Genomic DNA, 19,191 nt, shown 5'->3' with positions numbered 1-19,191 from the left:
ACGGCGCGGACGAGGCGGACGACGGGCCGGGATCAGCCCGGGTGCGTGCTCGACGCACGCAATCGTGTCTTGTCGGGCTTACCGCCGGCGTTCAAGGGAATTCGGTCCACGACGAACACCCGCTCGGGGGCATGGGCGGGCGAGAACTTCTCGCCGATGCGCGCCCGAATGTCGTCGATGTCCACGGTGACGCCCTCGACCGGCGAGACGGCCGCGTGCAGATGGTCGGTCCCCTCCGCGTCGCGGACGCCGTAGACGACCGCCTCCGCGATTCCGGGGACGGTGAGCATCTCCCGTTCGACGACCGCCGGATAGATCTTCGCGCCGTCGATCTTGACGACGTCCGCCACCCGGTCCAGCAGGCGCAGGTATCCCCGCGCGTCGAGGGAACCGATATCACCGGTCCGACACCAGCCGTCGCGCAGCACAGTGGCCGTGAGAGCGGCGTCCAAGTAGCCGTCCATTGTGTGCCGGGAGCGGGTCCAGACCTCGCCGATGCCTTCGGCGGCAACGCTTTCGCCGGTCTCGGTATCGCGGATGTCGAGGTCGACGCCGGGCAGGGCGCGGCCGACGGTGACCACGAGCCGCGGATCGCGTTGCTCGTCGGGGGTGAGCAGGGTGGCCGGGCCGCCCTCGGAGGTGCCGTAGGCCTGGGACACGACAGGGCCGATCACGCGCAGTGCCTCCGCGACGCGCGCCGGGGCGGCGGCGCTTCCGGAGTAGACCAGTCGGCGCAAGCTCGTCCAGCCCGCCGCGGCGGCGTCCGCGTGGCCGAGGCCGCGCAGATGGTCGAGCAGCCGATACAGATGCGTGGTGGCGATGAAACCGCGCGTCACCGCGTGGTCGACGACCGCCCGCGCCCATTGCGCGGCGTCGAAGTCCGCCATCAGCACGAGGGTACCGCCGACGATCAGCGTCCCGTCCGCCATCGGCCCGGCAGTCTGTTCCAGGGAGGTGCTGACCAGGGACACCACCTTCTCGGCCTCGGGGCCGAGGGCGATGGTGCTGTCCACCCACCCGTCCCAGGACCAGCGCGACTTCCTGATGCCCTTGGGCCGGCCGGTGCTGCCGCTGGTGAACCAGATGATCGCGAGGGCCTCCGGCGCACTCGGTGTCGGATCGCCGGATTCGGGACGGGCGGCCGGGACGGGCGCGATCGCGCCGGGGATCCGGGCGCCGACGACCGCGACCCGGGTGTGCCGCGCGAGTTCGGTTGCGCGCGTGGCACTGTCGTCGTCGGCGTACAGCACGGCGGCGCCGGTCTCGCGCAGGATCGCGGTCTGGTCGGCGACCGACTGCATGACGACGTTCGAGCCCGGATTCGTCGAGCGCAGATAGCAGACGGCCGCGCCGAGCAGAAAGGCAGCATGCCGCACCGTGATCATGTCCGGGCTGTTCGGCGCGGTGAGCACCGCGACGACGGATCCGGGCCCTGCTCCGGCCCGTTTCAGCGCGTCGTACAGACCGGTGACGGAGCGAATGTGCTCGAGGCCGGAAATGCGCCCGCCGCGGTAATGGGTAATGATTCTTTCGGGATTTCTCCACAGGGTGTCCAATACCGCGGCGACACTACCGCCGACAGCCGTCCACCAGCGCTCTGCTGCGCTCATCAGATCCCCCCTCATTCCCTTTCCGGTGATGCGGAGCCGACACGCTTCCCGACATTCAGTTCCGTTTGTCATCCAGATGACGCGCCAGCGCCTTCACTTTCTCGCTGGCGGCGAAGGCATGCCCTCTGGCATTCAGGTGCAGCCGGTCACTGCTGTAGATGCTGAGATCCGAGCCGAGCGGATGATCGGTGAAGTGCACATAGATCGCGTCGTATTCTCGCGCGACGTCCTCGGTGAGACGCGAGAGCGCCCGCGTGGCCGCGCTCACCGATTTCGCATATTTCTCCGGGACCAGCCCGGCCGCGGCGATATCGAACATCCCGAACGTCACGACGTCGGCCCCCTGGCCGCGCAGCGCGGCGACGATCGCCGTCAGGTCACGCCGCACCGCCTCCGGATCGAAACCCGGGCGCAGGAAGTCGTTGCCGCCGCAGATGACGAACGCCAGATCGGGTTCGAACGCGAGCGCGTCGGCGAGTTGCCTCTCGCGCACCTCCCCGGTGAGCAGATCCCGCTTGCCCAGGTTCAGCGCGACGAGATCGGGATGGATCTCGCGCAGCGTCCGCTCGATGCGATCGGCCCACGACAGGTCCTGGTATCCCGCCACCGCTTCTCGGACGCCTTCGGCGACACTGTCGCCGAGAGTGACCATGCGTTTCCACGGCGCTCCGGCGAGCAGCGCCCGCGCCGCCTCCGCGGAGAGCACGTACTCGTCGGTGTCTTCGGTGACCGTCATGTCCTCGAACTCCTGTCAGCGTCCGGTCGGGGGAAGGGTGACGCAAAAGGGATGGCCCGCGGGATCGAGCAGCACGCGCCATTTATCCGGCCTCGGCTGGGTTTCGGGTTTCCGGGCCCCGAGATCCAGCGCGGCCGCCTCGGCCTCGTCCAGATCGTCGACGAACAAATCGAGATGCAGCTGTTTGGGAATAGAATCGGCGGGCCAATCGGGCGGCTGATGATTCTCTACGCGTTCGACCGTGATCATCACGCCGTCGGCACGTAATACTACCAGTTCTTCCGATTCGTGAACCACCGCGAGGTCGAGCAGATCCCGATAGAAACGACCGAGCCGCACGGTATCGTCACTGTCGAGTGAAATTGCCGCCAATCGAGCCACCGCCACTGTCGTCCCCTCTCGTCCAGCGAATTCGGAAATACCGTCAATGTATCAAGAATTCACCGGTGCGGCCACCGGGGCGAGCGCCTCTCGGATCGCCTCGACGACTTCGCCGGCGCTCAGGTCCGCCAGGTTTTCCAGACGAGCCAGCGCGCTTTCGGAGCCTCCCGTGCGCAGATATTTCCGCCGGGCGATGGCTCGATGGTTTCGCCTGGTGTCCGGACCGGCCATGCCGATGCCGCGCTCACAGCTTCGCGAGACGCTGCGCCCGTTCGCGAAGACGAGCTCCACCCGCGCCCCGATGGACATGGTGGCGGAGTCGAAGGTCGGCTCCGGCGGGCCCAATCTGCTGCGCAGCAGCTCGAGGTCGGATGCGGGCAGGTCCCGGATGATGGGCAAGCTCGCCATCCGGTCGCCCGCCTGCCGCAGCAGTTCCCCGAGCGGCACGGTCGCCGTCACCATGGCCTCGGTGAGCGCTCTGTCCTCGACCACCCGGACCTTGTCGGCGAGCGCCCACAGTCGCTCGTCGCCGGTCCGGTCGGCCGCGAAACTCGTGGTCTCGAGGCGGCCGCTCGTCAGGATCGCGGCGATCCCGTAGCCCACGGAGAAGGTCAGCGCGGACACCGCGGATTCCCCGCGGCGCAGATGCGGCCGCACCTTGCCGTCCAACAGCACGGTGAGCACCGACGCGTGCACGACGATCTCGGCGATGTCGTCCAGATCCTGCTCGTCGAGCGTCGCGTGGAGCCGCTCCGCGCATTCGAACGCGGCCTGGAGATAGAAGCTGCCGGGATAGGGCTTGAACGACAGGGTGTCGGTGTGCCAGCGCTCCCCCAACCGGCTGATCACGGCGTCCTCCAGCGGGCTCTCGGCGAGCGCGGCCAGCACCCCGTCCCGGCCCTCGAGAACGTCTGGGGCGCCGCGCAATCCGTGCACGGCAGCGTCGCAGGCGTCGAGCGCGGCCCGGATCGGCAGCGCGGCCACGAACGCCTTGGCGTCGGAGGTGAGGAAGGACCTCTCGTGCGGAACGGGCAGGATGCCGAAGCCCAGTCCGAGGGCGTTGGTCCAGTCCGCTTCGGTCAGCCCGAGCCCGTGGAACCGCGCGACGACGGCCCCCACGATGTGCGGACAGGTCGAACTCTGTCCGCGGAAGATGGGCCCGAAGATGACCGCCGCCTGGAATCTGGCGGCGCACTCGTTGGCCGCGACGACGGCCGTGAGCAGGTCCCTGCCGTCGCGCCCGAGTTCCCCCGCGTAGGCGAGCGATACGTTGACACACGATGCCGACAGATGCCCCGAGTAGGCGACCTCGTCGTATTCGAAACTCATCGACAGCGCCGACAGGACGAACGCCGACTCCTTGCCCGGCAGTTCCAGCGGCGACCCGAAAGCGTCGACGAGGGACCGTCCGAGCGGATGCGCGAGCGACGCGCGCACGGCCGCGATGTCGGAGATGATCTGGCTACCGGCCAGCGCCACGGTGTGCGGAGGAATGTCGTCGAAGGTCAGCGATCGAGCCCAATTCGCCAGGCGGGCAGTCGAACTGCTGCCCGGTGTGTCCACAGCGTTCATCACTATCCCCGTTCGGCCAGGTTGATCAGAGCGTCCAGGTCCATGTCGGCGATCTCCTCGGCGCTCACCGCCGGCGTCCCGCTCGCGGGAACCGCGCCGGTCCCGCCGCCGGACTCCCGCGGCGTCTCCTCGTCGCGTCCGTATCTGTCGGGATCCCGGTCGCGCAGCACACTCACCACGTGCCGAGCCAGCCGCCGCGGGCTCGGATGGTCGAAGATCGTCGAGACGGGCAGGCGGAGGTCGACGACGGCTTGCAGACGATTACGGAACTCGACCGCGGTCAGCGAGTCGAATCCGATGTCCTTGAAGGCCGTGTCCGGCACGACGGCGAGCCGGCTCTCGTATCCGAGGATTTCCGCGGCGTGGGTCTGGATCTCGGCGAGCAGGGCGTCCTGCTGATGCTGGAGATCCATGGTGGTGAGCCGATCCAGCAGATCGGAGCGTGTCGGCGTGCTCGGCGCGACGGCACGACGGTCGCGCCGCACCAGCCGGTCGAACAGGCCGGGCGTATCGGTCACCCGCACGAGGCGGTCGGCGTCGAGGGAGGCGGCCAGCAGGAACGGCCGATCCGATCCGGCCACCCGATCCAGGATGTCCAGCCCGACCTCGCGCGGCAGCTGCGACAGCCCGCTGCGGTCGATCCGGGAGATGTCCGCGCCGGTGAGACGGCCCGCCATACCACCGGTCTCCTGCGCCCAGATTCCCCAGGCCACCGAGAGCCCCGGCAGGCCGCGGTGCCGCCGGAACTGCGCGAAGGCGTCGAGAAACGCGTTCGCCGCGGCGTAGTTCGCCTGCCCGGGCGAGCCCAATGTCCCCGCGGCCGAGGAGAACAGGACGAACGCCCTCAGATCCAAGCCCTCGGTCACCGTGTGGAGATTCCAGGCGACGTCGATCTTCGCGCGCAGCACGGTGTGGAGTCGCTCGGGCGAGAGGGTGTCGATCGTGCCGTCCGCGACCTGTCCCGCGGCGCTGAGGACCGCGGTCAGCGGGGTCTCGGCGGGTATACCGTCGATCAGCCGGGCGAGGTTGTCGCGGTTCGCGGCGTCACAGGCCACGATGCGCACCTCCGCACCGCTCGCGCGCAGCTCGGCCGCGAGCTGGTCGGCGCCCGGTGCGGCCGGGCCCGAGCGACTCGCCAGGATCAGGTGGCGCACACCGTGTTCCACGACCAGATGCCGCGCCACCACCTCGCCGAGGCCGCCCGTGCCGCCGACGATCAGCACGGTGCCCCGATCGTCGCCCCAGGGCAGGGGCGAGCGCGGTAGGTCGATCCGCTCGATCCGGGGGACGTGGACCCTGCCGCGCCGGACCGCGATCAGCGGTTCGGCGTATCGCGCGATGTCGGCGAGGTCGAGGGAGCCGTCGGTGTCGAGCAGGACGAATCGGCCCGGACTTTCGTTCTGCGCGGCACGGACGAGACCCCACACGGCGGCGGCGGCCGGATCGATCGTCTCGTCCCCGGGCACCAGGACGGCGCCACGGGTGAGGATCGTCAATCGCCGCTCGGCGGACCAGGTCCGGATGGTGGTCAGGACGCTCTCGGCGAGGGTGTGCACCAGATCGACGCCGAGGTCCGCGTCGATCGCGATCTCCACGATCGTCGCCCGCGCGGCGTCGCCGTCGAACAGGTGCGGCGCGTAACCGGTCGCCGCGTCGATGCGCACGAGATCGAATCCGGTCCCCGGCCCGGGCGCGGGACGCCCGAGCGGTTCCCACTCGAGGATGTGCAGCAGCCGTTCGGACGCGCCGGTGGCACGCGCGAGGCTCTCCAGGGAGGCGGTGTGCAGCCGGAGCGCGGTGATCGTGGCGAACCCGTCGCCGTCGCCGTCGGCGATCCGGATGTCGAATTCGCTTGTCCCCCTCGGGTTCACGGTGGCTCGCCAGACCGCGGCAGCGGCCGGGCGCGCGGAGACGCCTTCCCAGGCGAACGGTTGCGGGATCGAACCCGGCGGGACCTGGAAGCCGGTCGCCCCGATGGTCTGGACGACGGCGTCCAGCAGCACCGGATCCAGCTCGTAGCCGCCCACCGCCGCGCCCGATTCGGCGCCGATCTCGGCGTACACCTGCTCGCCTCGCCGCCACACCCCGAGCACTCGGCGGAACGCCGGACCGTACTCGATGCCCCGGGCGGACAGTTGAGCGTAGAGCTCGTCGACGTCCACCGGTTCCGCGCCGCGCGGCGGCCAGGTGTCCGGTTCGGCGGGGGCCGGAATGTCCACGGCCGCAGCCAGTTCGGCCCGTGCGTGCAGGACCCAATCGCCCTCGTCGCCCTCGCGCCGCGAATAGATGGACGCGCTCCGGTCACCGCCGTCACCTTCGACGACCACTTGTAGCCGCAGGGCCGCCCGGTCCGGGATCACCATCGGCGTTCGCAGGATCAGCTCCCGCACCGCCGGGCATCCGACCTCCGCGCCCGCGCGCAGCGCCAGCTCGAGCAGCGCCGTCCCGGGCAGCAGCGCGGCGCCGGCGACGGTGTGGTCGGCCAGCCACGGCTGCTCCGCGAGGGAGATCCGGCCGGACAGTGTGACGCCGCCACCGCTGGGATGCGCGAGCACCGCGCTCACCAGGGGATGGTCGGCCGCGTCGAGACCGTGTCCGCGGACCGACGCCGTGCCGCGCGCCGCCAGCCAATACCGTTGGCGCTCGAAGGCATACGTCGGCAGGTCCACCGGTCGCGCGTCCGCGCCGGCGAAACAGCGCGACCAGTCGACAGACCCGCCGGCGCAGAACACGCCCGCCGCGGACAGCAGCATGCGCGCGCCGCCGCCGTCGTCGCGGCGCAGGGTCTCCGCGATGTGGACGGATTCCCGCTCTCCCATGGCGTCGAAGGTTTCCTCCAGCGCGACGGTCAGGACCGGGTGCGGACCGACCTCCACGAAGTAGCGCGCGCCGTCGGCGAACGCGGCTCGGACGGCGGCGTCGAAACGCACGGTCTCCCGCAGATTCCGGTACCAGTACCGCTCATCGAGATCTGCCGTGTCGATCGAGTCGCCGGTGGTCGAGGAATAGAACGGAATCGCGGACGCGTGAAACTCGATGTCGGACAGGGCATTCAGTTCGTCGCGCAGGCTCTCCACCGAGCGGGAGTGCGACGCGTAGTCGACGGGGATGACGCGTGCCCGCACCCCGGCCGCCTCGTAGTCGGCGACCAGGGCGGTGACGGCCTCGACAGGGCCCGCGATCACGGTGGAGACCGGGCTGTTCGTGGCGGCGATCTCGATGTCGTCGCCGCGTTCGGCGATTCTGTCCCGGACGATCTCGGCCGCGAGGGCGACGGTGGCCATGGCGCCCTGCCCCGCGATGCGGACGATGGCGCCGCTGCGATGGGTGACGATCCGGAGGGCGTCGTCCAGGGACAGCGCGCCCGCGATATGCGCGGCGGCGATCTCGCCCTGCGAGTGCCCGATCACTCCGTCCGCCGCCACGCCCAGCGATTCCCACACCCGTGCCAGCGACACCAGCACCGAGAACAACGCCGGCTGAACGACATCGACGCGATCCAGCCCGGGCGCACCCGCCACGCCCCGCAGCACGTCGGTCAGCCGCCACTCGACCAGCCCCGCGAGTACCTGCTCGCACCGGCCCAGATAATCGGCGAACACCGGCGAGGAATCCAGCAGCTCCACCCCCATCCGCGCCCATTGCGATCCTTGGCCGGGGAACACGAAGACCGTCTTGCCCACCACGTCCGCACGGCCGGAGACGACGCCGTCGGCGCGGCCGCCCGCGGCGACCGCGCGCAGGCCCGCCGTCAGCGCCGCGTGGTCCGCACCCACCACGACCGCCCGGTGCTCGAACACCGCCCGCGCCGCCGCGGCCGCGCCGACATCGGCCGGACCCGGGCCGGGGTCGGCCGCGAGCAGCGCCGCCCAGCGTTCCGCTTGCCGCGCAACGACATTCGCGCTGCGGCCGGACACCACCCAGGGCACCGCGCCCAGCACCGCCACCGGCCCGGTGGCGGCCGATTTCCGGGGGAGTTCGTCCGGCGCCTCCTCCACGATCACATGCGCGTTGGTGCCGCTGATCCCGAAGCTCGACACGCCGGCGCGCCGCACCCGCCCGGCCGCGCGCGGCCACGGGCGGCTCGACGTCAGTATCTCCACTCCGCCACCCGGCCATTCGACCTGCGTCGACGGCCGGTCCGCGTGCAGCGTCGCGGGCAGGGTCGCGTGCCGCAGGGCCATCAGCATCTTGATGACGCCGGCCACGCCGGCAGCGGCGGACGCATGCCCCATGTTCGACTTCACCGACCCCAGCCACAACGGCTCCGAACGGTCCCGGCCATAGGTGGCCTGCAAGGCATGCACCTCGATGGGGTCGCCCAGCCGGGTACCGGTGCCGTGCGCCTCGACGGCGTCCACGTCCTGCGGAGTCACCCCGGCCTTCGCCAGCGCGGCCCGGATCACCCGCTGCTGCGCCACGCCACTGGGCGCCGACAGCCCGTTGCTCGCGCCGTCCTGATTCACCGCCGAACCCCGCACCACCCCCCACACCCTGTGGCCCAGCCGCAGTGCGTCCGACAATCGCTCGACCACGAGGACGCCCGCCCCTTCCGACGGCACGAAACCGTCCGCGTCGTCACCGAACGCCTTGCAGCGGGCGTCCGCCGCCAGCCCGCGCAGCTGGGAGAACTCCACGAACCCGGACGGGGTCGCCATCACGGTCACACCACCCACCAACGCCAGCGAGCACTCACCCGAACGCAGCCCCTGCGCGCCGAGATGCAACGCCACCAGCGATGAGGAGCAGGCGGTGTCCACGGACACGGCGGGACCTTCCAACCCGAGCGCGTAGGCCACCCGGCCGGACACCACGCTGATCGTGTTGCCCGTCAGTCGATATCCATCCATATCGGGCGTGGGCGCGGTGGCGTCCGCCGAGTAGTTGCTCGTTCCGAGCACCCCCGTGTAGACGCCCGTGTCGGTGCCCTTCAGCGACCGCGGATCGATGCCCGCCGATTCCAGCGCCTCCCACGACACCTCGAGCAGCAATCGCTGCTGCGGATCCATCGCCAGCGCCTCGCGCGGACTGATCCCGAAGAATCCCGCGTCGAAATCGCCCGCGCCGTCGACGAATCCGCCTTCCCGCACATAGGAACGACCGGGTGTGCCGGGCACCGGATCGAAAACGGCCGCCACGTCCCAGCCGCGGTCGGCGGGGAATTCCGAGATCACGTCCCGCTCCCCCGCGAGCACCTCCCAGAATTCCTCCGGCGAACTCACCCCACCCGGGAATCGGCAGCCCACTCCCACGATCGCGACAAGATCGGAGTCGAGGGCGGCCGTCGCGGGCGGGGCGGCGGTCGTGGGCGAGGCGGACTCGGGAGCCAGCGCCTCGTAGAGGTATTCGGCGAGCGCCTCCGGGGTCGGATAGTCGAAGACGACGGCGACGGGGAGCCGGACGCCGGTGGCGTTCTGGAGCCGGTTGCGGAAGTCCACCGCGCTGAGCGAGTCGAATCCCAGATCCCGGAAGGTACTGGTCACCCGGACCTCGTCGCTAGCCCGATAGCCGAGTGTCGCCGCGGCCTGGGCCGTCACGACGGCGAGAACGGCCGCCCGGCGCGCCGCGGCGTCCGATCCCGACAGTGCCCGGGCCAGCTCGCCGCTCGACGGCGCGCCCGCCCCGGATGTCTCGGGTCGATCCGCGGGCGGCCGGACGGCGGTGGAAGCCGTCGCGTGCTGGATGTCGAGGCGCGCCGCGATCGGCGCGGGACGGGCCGTGGACACGGCGGCGTCGAACAGGTCCAGCCCCTCGTCCGCGGACAGGGCGACGATCCCGGCGCGGCGTAGGCGCGCCCGGTCCGCCGCGGTGAGATGTCCGGTCATCCCCCCGTCCAGCGCCCAGAGTCCCCAGGCGATGGCGGTGCCCGGCAGACCACGGGCGGTCCGGTACTGGATCAGCGCGTCGACGAACGCGTTCGCGGCCGCGTAGTTGGCCTGTCCCGGCGCGCCGAATCGGCCCGCGACCGAGGAGAACACGACGAACAGGGCGAGGTCGAGGTCGGCGGTCAGTTCGTGGAGATTCCAGGCGACGTCGACCTTCGACCCGAAGACCGCGTCGAGATGCTGTGGTCGCAGGGCGTCGAAGGTGACGTCGTCGAGCGCGCCCGCCGCGTGGACGACGGCGGTCAGCGGATGTTCGGCAGGCACACTCGCGATCACCGCGGCCAGTTGCTCCCGGTCTTCGGCGTCGCAGCGCCGAATGTCCACCGTCGCACCGAGTTCCGCGAGTTCGGTCCGGAGCGAATCCGCCCCCGCCGCGTCGCCGCCGGAACGGCTCACCAGCAGGATGTGGCGCAGCCCGTAGCGGGTGGCCAGATGCCGGGCGAGCAGTCTGCCGATCTGCCCGGTGCCCCCGACGATCAGGGCCGTGCCGGTCCGGTCGAGCGGTACGGGAATCGTGAGGACGTTCTTGCCGATGTGCCTGGCCTGACTCATGTCGCGGAAGACCGCGGGGATTTGCCGGACGTCGGTGGCGACGGTCGGGATCGCGCGCAGCTCGCCCGCCGCGAAGCGAGCCATGAGGTCGGCCAGCATCTCCGCGATCACGGCGGGCTCGACCGCGCCGAGAGTGAAGGCGGTGTAGCCCGCGACGGATTCCCGGATGTCGGTCTTGCCCATCTCGAGGTAGAGCCCGCCCGGGGACACGAGACGCAGTGAGGCGTCGACGAATTCGCCCGACAGGGATCCGAGGACGACATCCATGGCTCGACCGTCGGTATCGCGGGAGAACTTCGCCTCGAAGTCGAGTGTGCGCGAATCGGCGATCCGGTCGTCGGTCAGCCCCAACTCCCGCACCGCCGCCCATTTCCCGGTGCTCGCGGTGGCGAAGACCTCGGCGCCAAGCAGCTGCCCGATCTGCACGGCCGCCATGCCGACACCGCCCGACGCCGCATGCACCAACACCTTCTGACCGGGCCGGAGGCGCGCGAGCCGGACCAGCGCGTACCAGGCCGTCAGGAACGCCACCGGGACGCTCGCCGCCTGCGCGAAGGACCAGGATTCGGGGACGGGGGCGAGCAGGCGATGATCGGTGACCGCGGTCGATCCGACGGCCGGGATCACGCCCAGCACGCGATCACCGACGGCGAACCGGTCCACGTCCTCGGCCACCTCGACGACGACGCCCGCGCCCTCGCTGCCGATCAGCGCCGCCCGGTCGCTCACCATGCCCAGTGTCGTGACGACGTCGCGGAAGTTCACGCCCGTGGCCCGGACCGCGACGCGAACCTGCCCCGGCCGCAACGCCGTTCGCGCGTCGGACCGGGAGTGCGCGACGAAATTCTCCCCGTCCAGGGTGCCGCGATCGCCGATCGTCAGCTCCCACTCGGCGTCGAGCACTCGCTCCGCCCCGGTGATCGGCCGGGAGTTCTCGGCCGTCAGACGCGGCGTCAGAACGCGGTCGCGCCGGATCGCGAGCTGCGCGGCCGTCGAGGTGGTGGCCGCGACGATCGCCCGGTCCAGCGCGGCCGCGTCGTCGATGTCCACCAGGGCGATCCGGCCGGGATGCTCGTTCTGCGCGGAGCGCAACAGCCCCCACAGCGGCGCGTGCAGGAGATCGTCCACGTCGTCTCGCGCGCCGGCGGCGGTCGCCCGGCAGGTCACGACGACGAGCCGCCGGGCGGATTCGCGAGCCAGCCAGGCTCGCACACAGTCGGCGGCGCGCATCGTTTCCGCCCGCAGCCGGTCCGGCCATGTGCCGTCGTCGGTCACGCTCGCGTGCCGCAGGATCAGAACGGGCTGCTCGTCGCCGATGGACGAGACGTCCTCGGAGCTCGCGATCTCCGCCCACGCGATCCGGCCGGTGTCGGGCGGCGCGGGGATCGGATCCCACTCGAGGGAGTAGAGCGACTGTCGAGCGGTGTCGGCGATGCGCGCGAGGTCGTCCAGTGCGGCGTCCCGTAGCCGCAGCGCGTCGATGACCGCGAACTCGCGACCCTCGGTGTCGGCGAGACGAATCCGGTACTCGCCGGACCCGTTCGGTGTCAGCTCGGCGCGCCAGGTCGTCGATTCGGCGGGGGCGACCGAGACGCCGGTCCAGGCGAAAGGCAGCGGCACCATGCCGTCGGCGGTCTCGAGACCGGTGGCGCCGACGGTCTGGACGACGGCGTCGAGGAGGGTGGGATGCAGGAGGTAATCCTCGGCCCCGCGGGTCGATTCGTCGAGCCCCACCTCGGAGTACACGCGCTCGCCCGAGCGCCAGAGGCGCAGCACCCGGCGCAGCGCCGGGCCGTACTCGTACCCGCGGACGGCGAGCTGCCGATAGAACTCGTCCACGTCGACGGCGGTCGCCCCGGCGGGCGGCCAGGGTTCCGGCGTCGCCGCCGGACGGACGTCGGCGCCGGGGCTCAGTTCGGCGCGCGCGTGGCAGATCCACTGCCCGGGGTGGTCCTCACGACGGGAATGGATCGTCGCCTCGCGGCCGCCGTCGGCACGCGGCTCGCTCACCTCGACCCGCACGTGCAACGCGGCACCGTCCGGCACGATCATCGGAGCCCGCAGGACGATCTCGCGAATCGCGGAGCATTCCACCTCCGCGCCCGCGCGCAACGCCATTTCCACCAGTCCCGCGCCGGGGACCAGCACGACGCCCGCGAGGGCGTGGTCCGCCAGCCACGGCTGGTCCGCGACCGAGACTCGGCCCGCCAGCACCACGCCGCCGGACGGCTGCGGGATCACGACACCGAGCAGCGGATGGCGGGAGACGCCCAATCCATGTCTGCGCACCGATGATTCGCCGCGGGCCGCCAGCCAGTACCGCCTGCCATCGAACGCGTAGGTCGGCAGGTCGACGCGACGGCCGCGGGGAAGCGCCCGCGTCCAGTCGACGGAGATCCCGGCCAGGTGCAGACCCGCCAGAGCCTCCGCCATGCAGCGCGGCCCGTCCTCGTCGCGCCGCAGGGAGTGCCGGACCACGAGCGCGGAATCGAGTGCGTCCCCGAGGGATTCGAGATCCGCCGACAGCACCGGATGCGGACCGACCTCGACGAAGCAGCGGACACCGTCCGCGACCATCCGTTCGGCGGCGGCCGCGAATCGGACCGTGGCGCGGATATTGCGGAACCAATAGCCGGCGTCGGCGTCCTCACCGGCCATCGGTTCCCCGGAAACCGTCGAATACCAGGTGATCCCGGCGTCTCCCGCGCCGGGACGGAGATCGCCCAGGGCGCGTCGGAGCACATCGTCGAGCGGATCCATGAACCGGGAGTGCGAGGCGTAGCGCACCGGCAACATCCGGACGAAGACGCCGTCGCGATCGAATCGGGCCGCCAGCTCCGCCAACGCGTCGGCGGCACCGGACAACACGATCGACCGCGCGCTGTTGACCGCGGCGATCGAGACCCGGTCGGCGCCGACCTCCTCGATCCTCGGCTCGATGTCGTCGAGCGGCGCGCCGACCAGCAGCATCCGCCCGTCGTCGGCGACCAGCGACAACGCGGACGACCGGTGCGCGACGACGCACGCCGCGTCGGACAGGGTCAGCACGCCCGCCACGTACGCCGCAGCGATCTCACCCTGGGAATGTCCGATGACGGCGTCGGGATGGATCCCGTGGTGTCGCCATACCGCGGCGAGGGAGACCATGACCGAGAACAGCAGTGGTTGCACGACCTCGTCGCGCTGGATCCGGTCCCCGTCCTCGCCGGCGGCGAGCCGGTCGGCGACCGACCAATCGAGGTATCGGCGAAAGGCGTCGTCACACCGGTCGAATTCGTGCCGGAAGACCTCGGACCGCTCGTACATGTCACGCGCCATGCCGAACCACTGACTCCCCTGCCCGGGGAAGACGAAGGCGATCCGCCCGGACGCGGCGCGCACATCGGAGGCGCGCGCGAGGTGGCCGGCCGTGCCGGAGTCGGCCAGCGCGGCGAGACCGCCGAGGAGTTCGGCCCGGTCCCGGGCGATGACGACGGCGCGCTCGCCGTGCTGGGCGCGGTGTGACGCGAGCGTGGTCGCGATGTCCCGGATGTCCAGATCGGGCCGCTCCGTCAGATGGTCACGCAGCTTCGCCGCGTACGCGCGCAGCGACCGAGCGCTCCGCGCCGACAACGGGATGGGCAGATGCGCCGGGGCGAGATCCTCCGCCGCCGCGAGATCGGCGGTGACGGGTGATTCCTGAAGCACCACATGGGCATTCGTGCCCGATATCCCGAACGCCGAGACACCGGCCGTCCGCGCGCGATGCGGAACCGGCTGCCACGGCCGTGCGGCCGCGACCAGTTCGACGCCGGCGCGGTCGAGGTCGTCGGCGGGCCGTTCGGCGTGCATCGACGCGGGAATGGTGTCGTGGCGCAGCGCGAGAATCGACTTGATCAGTCCCGCCATGCCCGCCGACGCCTGGGTGTGGCCGATATTGGACTTCACCGAGCCGATGCGCAGTGGGGGGATCTCGCGAGCGCGGCCACCGAAGACGCGGTCCAGTGATCGGGCCTCGACGCGGTCGCCCAGCGTGGTCGCGGTGCCGTGCGCCTCGACGTAGTCCACGTCCGAACGGTCGAGTCCGGCGTCCCGCAGAGCCGCGGCGATCACCTCGTCCTGCGCGCGACCGTTCGGCGCGCTCAGTCCCTGGCTGCGTCCGTCCTGGTTGACCGCCGACCCGCGGATCACCGCCAGGATCGGGTGGCCATCGCGTACGGCGTCGTCGAGACGCTCGAGCAGGATCATGCCGCTGCCCTCGGACCACACCGCGCCATCGGCGTCGGCGGCGAAGGGAGCGCATCGCCCGGTCGGGGAGAGCACGCCCAGTCTGCCGAATTCGACATGGGCGCCCGGCGTCAGGAGCAGAGTCGCGCTGCCGACCAGCGCCGCGTCGCATTCGCCGCGCCGCAGCGCCTGCACGGCCAGATGCAGCGCGACCAGCGCGGAGGAACATGCCGTGTCCACGGTGAGGGCCGGGCCGTGGAAGCCGAAGGTGTAGGCGAGACGCCCGGAGGCGACGCTGGTGGCGGTGCCGGTGGCGACGTAGCCGTCGAGCCGGTCGAGTTTGAGACCGGCGAGATACTGGCCGCCGAACATCCCGATGTAGACGCCGGTCCGGGTGCCCTCCAGATCCTTCGGCACGATGCCCGCGCGTTCCATCGTCTCCCACGCGAGGTGCAGCAGCAGCCGCTGATGCGGGTCCATCGACTCGGCCTCGCGCGGACTGATGCCGAAGAACGCGGCGTCGAAGGTCTTGACGTCGGACAGGAAGCCTCCGCGCACGCCCTCCGGCGCGTCCTCCCAGCGGTCGGGCGGGACCTCGCCGACGACATCGCGCCCCTCGGCCAGCAACTGCCAGAACTGCTCCGGAGTCTCGACATCGCCGGGAAAGCGGCACGCCATCGAGAGCACGGCGATCGGCTCGTCGGATCCGCGCGGGGCGACGGGATCGGCGGATTCGGGACGGTCGCCCACCAGGGCGCCGGCCAGTGACCGGATGGTCGGATGCTCGAAGATCAGACCCGGATCCAGGGGCCGGCCGAGCCGCTCGGACACGACCCCGACGAGTTCGACGAGGCTGCGCGAACCCAGCCCCAGTTCGGCCAGCGGTCGATCCGGCGCGACCTCGGATTCGGCCAGACCGCAGTGCGTCACCACGATGTCCCGCAGCAGGGCCTCCAACTCGGCCGCGCCCGCAGAAGGCCGCGGGGCCGGGGGCCGCCGCGCCGGTGTGCCCTCGTCCCGCGTCGGCATCGAATCACCCTCCGCCGCAAGCACATCGGGCAGCGTCCCGTCGAGATACGCGCTGCGGCACGCCTGTCGCTGGATCTTGCCGCTGCTGGTCTTGAAGATCGACCGCGCGGCGACCAGCACGATGTCGTGCGGGCGTACGGCGTGGTCGGTCGAGACCCGTTGCCGCACAGCGCGAATGGCCGACTCGAGCGCCTCCGGATCCGCGGTGCGGACCTCGGCGACGATGACGACGCCCTCGGTCTCACCCACGTCCACCGAGAACGCCGCGACCCCGCCGGGGCGAACGGTGTCGTGCGCCGACTCCACCGACTGTTCCAGATCCTGCGGATGCAGATTCCGGCCGTCGACGATCAGCAGATCCTTGAGTCGTCCGGTGACGAACAGTTCCCCGTCGCGGAACAGGCCGAGATCGCCGGTGCGCAGGAAGCCGGTCCGGCCGTCGGCCAGGGTCGATCCGAACACGCCGGCGTCGGCGGCCGGGCCGGCGACATAGCCGGGTGAGACCGACCCGCCGGACACCCAGATCTCGCCCTCCCGCCCGTCGTCGCGGGCCGCGCCCGTCGCCGGGTCGGCGATCACCACCGTGGTGCCCGGGACCGGGCGGCCCGCGCCGACGATCTCGGGACTGACGCCCGCGCCGGGCGGGGCGGGAACGGTCGCGATCGTCGGTTCGGTTCCGAGCGGGGCGGCGCTGACGATCAGCGTGGCTTCGGCGAGACCGTAGACGGGCTGGAAAGCCGTGCGCCGGAACCCGGACCGGGCGAAGGTCTCGCCGAACCGGCGCACCGTCGCGGCCCGGACCGGTTCGGCGCCGCAGAACGCGACGCGCCAGCTCGACAGATCGAGCCGGTCGATCAGGTCGGGAGTCGCGCGCCGGGCCGTGATCTCGTAGGCGAAGTTCGGGCCGCCGCTGTTGGTCGCCCGGAAACGGGAGATCGCCTCGACCCAGCGTTCGGGGCGCTGAACGAAGTGCAACGGCGAGAGCAGCACCGCGGTGCCGCGCGAGTAGATCGTCCCCAGCACGGGACCGATGAGTCCCATGTCGTGATACATCGGCAGCCAGCTCACCGCGGTCGTGCTGTTGCCTCGATCGTCGTGTCCCATCGCCACGCCGATGGACGCCTGGTTGTGCAGCAGGTTGCCGTGGGTGACGATCACACCCTTCGGCGCCGAGGTCGAGCCGGAGGTGTATTGCAGAAAGAGCACGGAGTCGGGCGAGAGGTCGGGCCTGCGCCACTCGGTCGACAGTTCGGTCGAGATGTCGTCGGTCGCGATCGCCGGGTCGCGCGACCCCAGATCGGCGAAGGCGCTTCCCGCCGAACGCAACAGGTCGAGCACGTTGCGGGCGGTGAGCACGACCGAGACGTCCGCGTCCCGCACGACCTGCCCGAGCCGTCGCATCGCGCGCTGGAAATCGGTGGAGTACGGCAGCGGCACCGGCACCGCGACGACCCCGGCCGCGACACAGCCGAGGAAGCTCTCGATGAACTCCAGGCCGGGGGCGTAGACCAGCAGTGCCCGCTTCCCTCGGTAGCCGTGTTCCTGGAGGTGGGACGCGATGGCGCGCACCCGCTCGCCGAGCTCGTGGTAGGTCAGGGCGTCGACCGGGCCGTCCGCGTCGCCGGTGCGCAGGAAACGGTAGACGACCTCCTCGGCGTGCGTCTCGCAGCGTTCCAGCAGGATGTCGAGGTAGGTCGGGTCGGTCGTCATCGTTCACTCCCCAGCAGATCGGCCGTCGGGCTCTGCCGGGGGGCCGCCACGAAATGCTTGTCCACGGGCCGGCGCAGACGCCACCAGTAGGCGACGCTCCAGCCCGGCCACACCTGACGGTTCCTGCCCGCCTCGTCGAGGAACCAGCTGGTGCATCCGCCGCTGTTCCACACCGATCCCGACAACCGCGATCCGACGAACTCGTTGAAGGTCCGCTGCGCGCCCGGATCGACCTCGATCCGCTGCCAGCCCTTGCGGCGCATGTGCTGGATGCATTTGACGATGTAGCTCGCCTGCACCTCGATGGCGAACAGGATCGACTGGTGGCCGCTCCCCGAGTTGGGTCCCATCATGAGGAAGAAGTTCGGGAAGCCGGTGACGCCGGTGCCCAGATGTGCTTCCATTCCGTCACGCCAGACTTCGGAGAGCAGTGCGCCGTTGCGGCCCGCGACATGGTGCAGGGCGACGCGCTCGTCGGTGCGGAAGCCCGTGCAATAGACCACCGCATCGAGTTCGTGCACGGTGCCGTCGGCCGTGCGCAGGCCCGATTCGACGAATTCGCTGATGTGGTCGGTCACCAGCCGGACATTGGGCCGTTGCAGGGCAGGGTAGAACTCGCTGGTGATCAGGAAGCGCTTGCAGCCCGGGCGGTAGTCCGGTGTGAGCGCGGCGCGCAGCCGCGGATCGGAGACCTGCCGTGCGAGAAAGCGTTTCGATACCGCCCCGAACACCGCCATCAGCGGTGGGTGGAAGAACGCGACGACGACCAGTTCGTGGATCCAGTAGTTGAGGTAACGCTGGATTCTCTGCGTGGTGGGGAACCAGCGGTAGAGGAAGCGCTCCGCGGACGACAGCGGGCGGTTCGCGCGCGGCAGCACCCACTGTGGGGTGCGCTGGAAGACGTTTACGTGCGCGGCGTATTTCGCGATCTCCGGCAGGATCTGGACGGCGCTGGCGCCGGTACCGATCACCGCGACCCGCTTGCCGCGCAGATCCACCGAGTGGTCCCACTCCGCGGAATGGAACGCGGCGCCGGTGAATCGTGATCGCCCGGCGATGTGGGGCACCTTCGGTCGGTGCAGCACGCCGGTCGCGTCGACCAGGATGTCGGCGATGTAGGTCGTGTGGGCGGCGGTCACCGTCCAGGTGGCTTCGGCATCGTCGTAGTCGTAGCTGCGCACCTCGGTGTCGAAGATCGACTTGGAGTAGAGGCCGTGCTCGCGGTAGAGGCCCTCCGCGTACGCCAGAATCTCCTGCTGTGTGGCGTACATCTGCGTCCAGTCCCGATTGAGCGCGAAGGAGAACGAGTACGTGTACGCCTTCACGTCGCACGCGCTGCCGGGGTAGGTGTTGTACCGCCACACCCCGCCGGGGCCCGGGGCCTTCTCGAGGATCCGGAAGTCGGTGATGCCCGCCTTCAGCAGACGCAGGGCGACGCAGATCCCCGAGAGCCCGGCCCCGACGATCAGGACATTCACTCGATCCGCGTGACTGGTATCAGTGCTCATCT

6 protein-coding genes are annotated in these 19,191 nt (G+C 70.8%); all 6 read right to left on the bottom strand.

The features are described from left to right. Window positions 1-32 precede the first annotated feature (32 nt). From ACFYTQ_RS06020 to ACFYTQ_RS05995, 6 genes are read right to left on the bottom strand one after another with little or no spacing between them, the layout of a single operon-like run. Window positions 33-1,610 carry a class I adenylate-forming enzyme family protein gene (locus tag ACFYTQ_RS06020; RefSeq protein WP_387357528.1) on the bottom strand — a complete coding sequence of 526 codons (1,578 nt, stop codon included), beginning with the start codon at window positions 1,608-1,610 and terminating at the stop codon, window positions 33-35. Between the two features lie 55 nt (window positions 1,611-1,665). Then, window positions 1,666-2,346, bottom strand: a complete 681-nt coding sequence (locus tag ACFYTQ_RS06015; RefSeq protein ID WP_387357527.1) for an SGNH/GDSL hydrolase family protein — start codon at window positions 2,344-2,346, stop codon at window positions 1,666-1,668. 15 nt (window positions 2,347-2,361) lie between these two features. Beyond that, window positions 2,362-2,733: a VOC family protein gene (locus tag ACFYTQ_RS06010; RefSeq protein ID WP_387357526.1), complete on the bottom strand. Its 372-nt coding sequence runs from the start codon at window positions 2,731-2,733 to the stop codon at window positions 2,362-2,364. Window positions 2,734-2,778: 45 nt separating this feature from the next. Beyond that, window positions 2,779-4,299 carry an MmgE/PrpD family protein gene (locus ACFYTQ_RS06005; protein WP_387357525.1) on the bottom strand — a complete coding sequence of 507 codons (1,521 nt, stop codon included), beginning with the start codon at window positions 4,297-4,299 and terminating at the stop codon, window positions 2,779-2,781. Between the two features lie 2 nt (window positions 4,300-4,301). Beyond that, entirely contained in the window at window positions 4,302-17,681 is a 13,380-nt protein-coding gene (locus ACFYTQ_RS06000) for an SDR family NAD(P)-dependent oxidoreductase (RefSeq protein ID WP_387357524.1), read from the bottom strand. Continuing rightward, window positions 17,678-19,189 carry a flavin-containing monooxygenase gene (locus tag ACFYTQ_RS05995; protein ID WP_387357523.1) on the bottom strand — a complete coding sequence of 504 codons (1,512 nt, stop codon included), beginning with the start codon at window positions 19,187-19,189 and terminating at the stop codon, window positions 17,678-17,680. The genes ACFYTQ_RS06000 and ACFYTQ_RS05995 overlap by 4 nt, the downstream gene beginning before the upstream one ends. Window positions 19,190-19,191 lie beyond the last annotated feature (2 nt).

The organism is Nocardia sp. NPDC004068, assembly GCF_042874315.1.
Lineage (GTDB): Bacteria > Actinomycetota > Actinomycetes > Mycobacteriales > Mycobacteriaceae > Nocardia.
This window is presented reverse-complemented; position numbering and strand designations above follow the sequence as displayed.